This is a genomic window from Polaromonas sp. P3_B4 (assembly GCF_056402835.1).
The window spans coordinates 163,338-170,950 of record NZ_JBFUGQ010000004.1 but is presented as its reverse complement, the minus strand read 5'-3'; the positions used below and the strand labels follow the sequence as shown (position 1 = coordinate 170,950).

Annotated in this window: 7 protein-coding genes; 4 read left to right on the top strand and 3 right to left on the bottom strand. The window is 56.6% G+C overall.

Features of this window, described 5'->3' with window-relative positions; translation table 11 throughout:
* Nucleotides 1-232 precede the first annotated feature (232 nt).
* Nucleotides 233-1,966, top strand: coding sequence for a PglL family O-oligosaccharyltransferase (locus AC1DVV_RS22115; RefSeq protein ID WP_457282447.1), 1,734 nt, complete (start codon nt 233-235; stop codon nt 1,964-1,966).
* A gap of 242 nt (nt 1,967-2,208) precedes the next feature.
* The gene (locus tag AC1DVV_RS22110; protein ID WP_477707252.1) at nt 2,209-3,708 is read left to right on the top strand and encodes a PglL family O-oligosaccharyltransferase; all 1,500 of its coding nucleotides are present in this window, start codon (nt 2,209-2,211) and stop codon (nt 3,706-3,708) included.
* 8 nt (nt 3,709-3,716) lie between these two features.
* Here the strand turns inward: AC1DVV_RS22110 and moaC are convergent, their stop codons facing one another.
* Nucleotides 3,717-4,241 (bottom strand): cyclic pyranopterin monophosphate synthase MoaC, encoded by a 525-nt coding sequence (gene moaC / locus AC1DVV_RS22105; protein ID WP_477666966.1) that lies wholly within the window; start codon nt 4,239-4,241, stop codon nt 3,717-3,719.
* A gap of 6 nt (nt 4,242-4,247) precedes the next feature.
* Here moaC and tfpZ point away from each other — a divergent pair, with 6 nt between their 5' ends.
* Complete coding sequence (gene tfpZ, locus AC1DVV_RS22100) at nt 4,248-5,027, top strand: TfpX/TfpZ family type IV pilin accessory protein (RefSeq protein ID WP_477707251.1); 780 nt, start codon at nt 4,248-4,250, stop codon at nt 5,025-5,027.
* Nucleotides 5,028-5,040: 13 nt separating this feature from the next.
* On the top strand, nt 5,041-6,645 hold the full coding sequence (locus tag AC1DVV_RS22095; protein WP_477666965.1) for a M48 family metalloprotease: 1,605 nt from the start codon (nt 5,041-5,043) through the stop codon (nt 6,643-6,645).
* On the opposite strand, the gene AC1DVV_RS22090 is transcribed toward AC1DVV_RS22095, so the two are convergent.
* Entirely contained in the window at nt 6,601-6,954 is a 354-nt protein-coding gene (locus AC1DVV_RS22090; protein ID WP_457282444.1) for a phage holin family protein, read from the bottom strand. The two genes, AC1DVV_RS22095 and AC1DVV_RS22090, sit on opposite strands and share 45 nt — an antisense overlap.
* Nucleotides 6,955-7,118: 164 nt before the next feature.
* Nucleotides 7,119-7,568 carry a hypothetical protein gene (locus AC1DVV_RS22085; RefSeq protein WP_457282443.1) on the bottom strand — a complete coding sequence of 150 codons (450 nt, stop codon included), beginning with the start codon at nt 7,566-7,568 and terminating at the stop codon, nt 7,119-7,121.
* Nucleotides 7,569-7,613: the final 45 nt, after the last annotated feature.

Genomic DNA, 7,613 nt, shown 5'->3' with positions numbered 1-7,613 from the left:
GTTCAAGGATTCCACCGCTACGTTGACGAGCACCGATGTTGGCGCAACCATCTTCAAGTGGGTGTGTGGCCCCGGATCGACGGGTACCGCAATGCCTACGAAATACCTCCCAGGTTCTTGCCGGGGCTAAAACCTGATTGCTGCGTAACGCAGCAATTCATGGGTTAACAAGCGGCGCGTCTTTGACGCGCCGCTTTTATTTGGGCAAAAGTTGTCCGATGGAGTCCGACAGTTGATTTCTGAAACTTCAGTGCGAGTCAGGCTATTTGCATGGTTGTCTGTGTTGGCATTCCTTGCGTATCTGTTGCCGAATCATTACTCTCCCTGGCTCTCTGCGCATCAGGAATCGGCGATGGCGGTGGCTTTTTTGCCTCTGGTTATGTGGGTGGCCTTTTACAGAACAGTGAATGTGCCAATACTGGCGGTGGCCGCTTGGGCCCTGGCAGTAGTTCCATTTTTTCAATTGGGTACGGGGCTGATTGTTTATCGGAGTGATGCCCTGATGGCGTTCCTCTACCTGTCTGGGTTCGGGCTGGTCGTTTTGACGGGTTTTCGCTACGCAAGGTCGAGCGATAAAGATTTAATCGACCTCACCCGCATTACGGCGTTGTGGGTCGCCATTCTGCTGGCTGGAATTGTTTCCATGGGAATTGCATTTCACCAGTGGCTGGACCTTCGGTTGCTGGGACTCTTTTTGATCGAACTCCCCCCGAATGCCCGTGTTTACGCGAATTTGGCGCAACCTAACCATTTCGCAACGCTCCTGCTCCTCAGCCTTACAGGGCTTCTGTTTCTATTCGAAGCCGGGAAAATTCGCCCATCTATAGGTCTGATAGCTGCTTTCCTGCTGGCATTTGGGCTTGTCATGACTGGCTCTCGCTCCGTGTTATTGGCGTGGTGCTGGTTTCTGCTTCTGTTCATAACGCTACGACGACGATGTCAATTGCGCGTCAAGTGGGAGGGCATTGCTGCGGTCGCTTCGTTTTACCTGGTTATCTCTTTGATGTGGTCTTCGATTAACGAATGGCTACTGCTAGGCGATGGAGTGACCAGTGCGGTGGATCGGCTTAACCCCGGCGTAAGAACCATTTACTGGGAGTCCATGCTGAAAGCAATTTCTCTGGCGCCATGGCAGGGGTATGGTTGGGGGCAGATACCTGCGGCGCAACAAGCTACCGCATTGGCCTATCCGCCAACACACACCTTTTTTGAGAGCTCTCACAATCTTTTTCTTGACTTGATATTGTGGAATGGACTACCTATAGGGCTCGCTGTTGTGCTGTTGCTCTCGGGCTGGTTTTTTTTGCAATATCGCAAAGTTCATGACGCCTTGTCTTGGTGTCTTTTGCTCGGTGTGGGTTTTGTGTTCAGTCACGCCATGGTTGAATTGCCCTTGAACTACGCTTACTTTCTGTTTCCTGTCGGCTTTTGGATGGGAGTTTTGAATGCTAACTCCGGTTGGGTCCTGCGTGATTGGCGCCCGTGGGCTGCCAAGCGGATAGTACGTCCGGCATTGATTTCTATCGTTATCGCGACGGCGGTCCTCTTTATTCTTGTTTTAAGGGAATATCCGGCATTTGAAGAGGACTGGCAAAACATGCGCTATGAGGAAGCGCGCATTGGGAACAATGTATCCCCGCCGGCACGGGCGCTATTGTTAAACCAACTGGAGGAATTACTCCGCTTTACGCGAACCCAGGCTAGCCCCGGTATGACAGCAGAGCAGTTGAACTGGATGCGAGAAGTATCAAGGCGATATGCATATTCCTCCGCATTGTTTCGCTATGCTACGGCTGCGGGTTTGAATGGAGATAAAGTGGAAGCAAAACGTGCGCTGCAACTTCTTTGCAGCCTGCATCCGGTTGCAACATGTTCTGAGGCAAGAATGTCGTGGACGGAGCTATCCAAAAGTAAATGGCCACAACTTTCGGATATCCAGTTTCCTGCGATGCCCCCGGAAAAATGAATTTACCATCAGCTGTACCAGTTAAAAAAACAACGAGATATGCCAGAGAAGCTGACCTATCCAGTGCAAGTGAACGCGTGCTATAGAGCTAAATCGCCTGTGATGGATTGCGACAGGTGATGGTGACAGGAAAAGGGAAGCTTCTTGCTGGCACATGGAAGGGGCTCGTTACCTTACTCATCACGTTGCCCTGGCTTAATCCAATCGCGGGAGGGCCCTCCCCCAATGTTGTTCCGTTGCTGATGAGTCTCGCCGCTGGTGCTGGCCTGATGTTTCTTCACTCCTTCTTGCCGAATATATATAAGGATAAGGCGACGAGCGAGGCTCCGTTTTGCGGGTACTGGACAGCCCCGGTTTCCCTGGCATGGCTTCTGGCGGGGACGATCAGCAGCATCTTTGCCTTGTTGCAATACTCCGGGCATGCCGATGCCCTCGCCCCCTGGGTGGCCAATGCCGGACTGGGTGAGGCCTTCGCAAACTTGCGCCAGCGCAATCAATTTGCCACCCTTAGCAATATTTCCCTGGCTGCCGTGATTTGGTGGGTGACGAAGGATACGGGGCCCCGTGGCCCCGCTGTGAAGGCCTACAGCTGGCGGTTACTTGCACTTGTCTCGGCTGCGGGAGTACTTGCGTTGGGAAATGCCGCTTCTTCCTCCCGCACGGGAATGGTTCAGCTATTTTTCGTAGCTGGATTGTGGTGGTACTGGGGGGCGATGCGACTACCCCGCGTTCGCCGGCTGCTATGGGTATCAGTGGCTGTGTACGTGTTGGGCATACTCTTCCTCCCATGGATGGCCGGGCTGGATCCCTTGTTGTACGGGGCGGCAGCCCGATTTCTGGCCGGCGATGAACTCTGCGTTAGCCGCTGGACGCTCTGGTCGAACGTGTTGAATCTGATTGCCCAAAAACCGTGGTTTGGCTGGGGATGGGGTGAACTGGATTACGCGCATTACATCACCCTTTACAACGGTCCCCGGTTCTGTCAAATACTCGACAACGCGCACAACTTACCTCTGCAACTGGCTGTTGAGCTAGGGCTTCCCGCGTCGCTATTCGTTTGCGGTGCCTTTGCGTATTGGACAATCCGCCGTGCACCATGGCGCGAAACTAATCCGACACGCCAGCTCGCATGGACCGTGCTTCTAGTGATTCTGCTCCACAGCATGCTCGAATATCCGCTATGGTATGGCCCATTTCAGATGGCTTTCTGTCTTTGCATCGCAATGCTCTGGAGGCGGGAGAATGCGGCCCCGATGGCGGCGAATCTGCCAAAACCTGTATTAGCCCGCCGTGTATCGGTCATAGGCATGCCTTTGCTGGGAGGTGCTCTGGCAATAGCCGTTGTCTATGCTGCGTGGGACTATCGCCGCGTCAGCCAGATCTATCTTCCCGTGGACGAACGATCTACCGTCTATCGCAGCGACACGCTTGCCAAAATTGAGGGCTCGTGGCTATTCGCCGATCAAGTGCGCTTTGCCCAGATATCTCTCACGCCTCTGACTCCGGCAAACGCCCAATGGACATTTAATACCGCAAGCGCATTGCTGCATTATTCGCCGGAGCCACGAGTTATCGAAAAGCTCATTGAAAGTGCAGTGATGCTCGACTCTGATGATGTAGCTGTCGAGCATCTGGCGCGTTACAAGGCCGCTTTCCCGACGGAATACGCACAATGGACGCGGCAAAACAGCAAATTTGTACCGGGGCAGGCGCCACCGACGGGAGCGGCGGCCGCCAGATGAGGACGGTACTACAAGGGCTCGTGGACGAAACTGCCTGATTTACCGCCGTGTTTCTCAAGCACATGCACGTCGGTGATGGTCATGCTTCGATCTACGGCCTTGCACATGTCATAGATCGTCAAGAGAGAAATTTGCACCGCAGTCAGTGCTTCCATTTCGACGCCCGTTGGACCAACGGTCTCTACTGTTGCGGAACAGGCGATGCAGGAGACTTTCTCATCCGGGGTGAATTTGATGGTTACCCGTGTCAGAGCCAAAGGATGACATAGCGGTATCAGGTCGCTGGTTCTTTTGGCCGCCATGATCCCGGCGACGCGAGCAATGCCCAGCACATCCCCTTTTTTTGCGCTACCGGCAAGGATGATGGACAGCGTCGCTGAATTCATTACTATACGGCCCTGCGCGATGGCCACACGGTGCGTGGCAGTTTTGCCGGATACATCCACCATATGGGCCTGGCCCTGAGCGTCAAAATGAGTGAGTGTTGGGTCGGACATCTTGCGGCAAGAACCTTTACATGTATCCATCATCATAAGACCATGTTCAAAAATCCAAAGTTTTGGAGGAGCCGGCTTAAGGCTTCCGGTATTCATCTAGGTGTTAGCCTGGCAATAGCCTTGTGCGCGGCTTTGCTGGTTTTTATCATTTGGTATCCCTATCCCTATCGCGAGATATCCGGGGGGCGCGAGCTCTTCCTGTTGGTCATTGTGGTGGATGTGATCATGGGCCCGCTGATGACCCTTGCCGTGTTCAACACCGCCAAGCCGCGTAAGGAGTTGTGTCTGGATTTGTGTGTGATCGGGCTGTTGCAGTTGGCCGCGCTTGCTTACGGTCTCTGGACGGTTGCAGTGGCCCGTCCTGTGCATCTGGTTTTTGAATTCGACCGTTTTCGGTTGGTTCATGCCATTGAAGTTGACCCGGGGCTTCTTTCTCTTGCGCCTGAAGGGCTGCGGCAACTGCCGTTGACCGGGCCGACACTGTTGTCAGTGCGGGAGTTCAAGGACGCCAAGGAAAGTTTCGACGCAACCATGGCGGCGCTGGACGGCGCGCCTCTGGGTGCTCGTCCCGATCTATGGCAAAACTATGAAATGGCCAAGCCCCAGATCCTGAGACAGGCCAAGCCTCTTGCAGAACTCAAAACCCGTTTTCCTGCGGACATTGTTGGTATCGATAACGCATTGGCATCAGCGTTGGCATCGGGTCGCAAGATTAGCGATATTGGCTATATTCCAATGATCGGGCGCAAGACTTTTTGGACTGTCCTCATCGATACCAAAACCGCAGAGGTAATTGCATTTGTACCCATTGACTCCTTCTAGGCGAACTGTGTCCGTGAAGCCGCGTCCGGCCCTGAACCGCCTTGCTCTGGCCTGCATTGTTTTCATGGCTTTGGGCGGTTCCTCGCTGGCTCAGGCGCCCGTCGGTACGACCGGAGGCTCAACGGGTTCATTGCCATCGCTGGGTGAAACTTCCGACCTCGCAGCGGCAGCAGAGCGCCGTATTGGAGACCGCATCGCCGTCAGCATCTACCGCGACCCTGACTACATTGATGATCCGGTGCTCGGCGATTACCTCCAGAGTATCTGGTTGCCGCTGGTAGCCGCCGCAAGGACCCGGGGCGAGCTCAATGCCGAACTTGAAGAGCGTTTTGCCTGGCAGGTTTTTCTGATCCGGGACCGCAGCATCAATGCCTTTGCATTGCCCGGGGGCTACTTTGGCGTACACTTGGGCCTGCTGGCCGCGGTGAGCAGTTCCGATGAGGTGGCCGCAGTGATGGGCCATGAACTCAGCCATGTGACCCAGCGGCACATTGCGCGCATGCTGACGCAACAGTCGCGCCAGACCCCCTGGATGATTGCCGCCATGATTCTTGGCGTGCTGGCTGCCGGGAAGAGCAGCAATGCCGGCAGCGCCGCCGTGGTCGGCGGGCAGGCGGTCGCGATGCAGAACCAGCTCAACTTTTCCAGGGACATGGAGCGGGAGGCCGACCGCGTGGGTTTCGGGGTCATGACCGATGCGGGTTTTGAAAGCCGCGGTGTTTCGGCCATGTTCGAAAAGCTGCAGCAGGCCTCGCGCCTGAACGACAACGGCTCCTTTCCCTATTTGAGATCCCATCCGTTGACGACCGAGCGAATTGCCGAAGCGCGGGCGCGCGTGCAACTGTCTTCAACGGACGCGGCAAAACCCTCGCGCGAAAAAGAAACCGAGGCCGGCAGAGCCCGCGTGTTACACGCCATGATGGCATCGCGGGCGCGTATCCTGGCAGCCCCGGGGGTTGATGTTCTGCGCTCCATGGTGGCGGAGGCCCAGCGCCAGACAGGCCCTGTTGCCGCACTGCAACCGCTTCCCACGGCCGACAATGTGCGTGATGCTGGAGTTGTGTATGGTGGCGCTTTTGCGGCGGCCCGGCTGCGCGATTTCACCACGGCGAAAAGCTTGCTGGAACGGTTGAAACCGCTTGCTGTGGGTGCGCCGCATGCCGCCAATGCGGTGGATCTGCTGGCCGTTGAAATTGACTTGATGGCCGGCTTGGTTCCCCCGACAGCGGCATCTGCCGACATTTCCAGGGCGACATCTCGCGCTGAGGTACTGCTGCAGTCCCAGTCGTTGATGGCCGCGAACCGTGCGCAGGACGTTTCGGGCCGGCTACAAAGCTGGGTGACGCTGCATCCCAAGGACGCGATGGCCTGGCAGCTGCTTGCGGTCGCGTACGGCAAGCAAAACAAGCAGGTTCAGGCGATTCGCGCTGATGCGGAAAGCCGCGCCGCCCAGCTGGACTACCCGGCGGCGCTGGACCGCTTCAAGGCGGCGCAGGGCTTGATGCGCAGCAACCCCGGCAACGCAGATTACGTGGAGGGTTCGATCATCGACACACGAACCCGTCAGACCGAACTACTTGTTAAAGAGCAGGCGCTCCAGGACAAAGTCGATCGCTAGCTGCAGCACCGAATAAATCAGTGAGCCTATCAGCGCTGCGGCAAAACCCGTGACGTTCAGACTGCTGATCAGGCTGGCCGCGGCCCAGAACATCAGCGCGTTGATGACAAACAGGAACAAGCCCAGCGTCACCAGCGTGACGGGCAGCGTCAGCAGAACCAGGATCGGGCGCACCACCATGTTGAGCGCACCGAGCACCGCCGCGGCAATCAGCGCGCCGGTGAAGCTGGTCACCACGACCCCGGGGTAGAGATAGGCAACGGCCAGCAAGGCCGCTGCGCTTAAAAGCCATTTGAGGATAAGTTTCATGGGCAAAGAATACCACCGGCCTGCCCGATTCGGCCCCCATCCCTCTGGCAAGCAGAAGCCGCGTGCCCGGGGTTGTACACGGTCTTTTGTGTCCGTGTGCAACCCGATTCAGCGGATCAAGCCGGGGAGGTGGCCCTCCCGACTTCAGCACGAAGTGAAAGCCGTCAGTCGCTTGCGACCAGCAGCCCGGCACCTGCCAGTGCCGTGGCATAACCCAGGATGCCGTGGCTTTCCTGGGCCTGCGTTGCCGTGACCGGTTGCATGTCCTGGCCGAATTTCGGCCGCCGGGCATCCAGCACGCGTGCAACGCCATACTGCTTGATGAGGCCCTCGGTCTGGGTGATCAGGGTGGCCTGCGCCAGCTGGGTCAACACGGTGTTGCCTTCTTTTTGAAGAAGAGGCGTCAACTGTGCGAACACCTTTTCGGCCCACTTGCCGCGCCAGCTTTCCCGCGCACTGTGTGTTACCCATTTGCTGACGCGGTGCGTCACGCGGGGTGCGCAGCCGACCACGATCCAGCGAGTAGGGCTGTGGGCCTCGCCGGCCGGCAGCATGGGTTGCAGCATCTGCAGGGCATATGCGGCATCGTCAATGTACACAATGATGTTGTCCATAAAGTTCTCCTTGAGTTGTCGTCGTTTTAGAAGCTTGCTGGCTGA

Bases quoted from the DNA above. Each gene is read 5' to 3' on its own strand.
- AC1DVV_RS22110 (WP_477707252.1), top strand. From the start codon at position 2,209: ATGAGTCTCGCCGCTGGTGCTGGCCTGATGTTTCTTCACTCCTTCTTG.
- AC1DVV_RS22090 (WP_457282444.1), bottom strand. From the start codon at position 6,954: ATGAAACTTATCCTCAAATGGCTTTTAAGCGCAGCGGCCTTGCTGGCC.
- moaC (WP_477666966.1), bottom strand. From the start codon at position 4,241: ATGATGATGGATACATGTAAAGGTTCTTGCCGCAAGATGTCCGACCCA.
- tfpZ (WP_477707251.1), top strand. From the start codon at position 4,248: ATGTTCAAAAATCCAAAGTTTTGGAGGAGCCGGCTTAAGGCTTCCGGT.
- AC1DVV_RS22085 (WP_457282443.1), bottom strand. From the start codon at position 7,568: ATGGACAACATCATTGTGTACATTGACGATGCCGCATATGCCCTGCAG.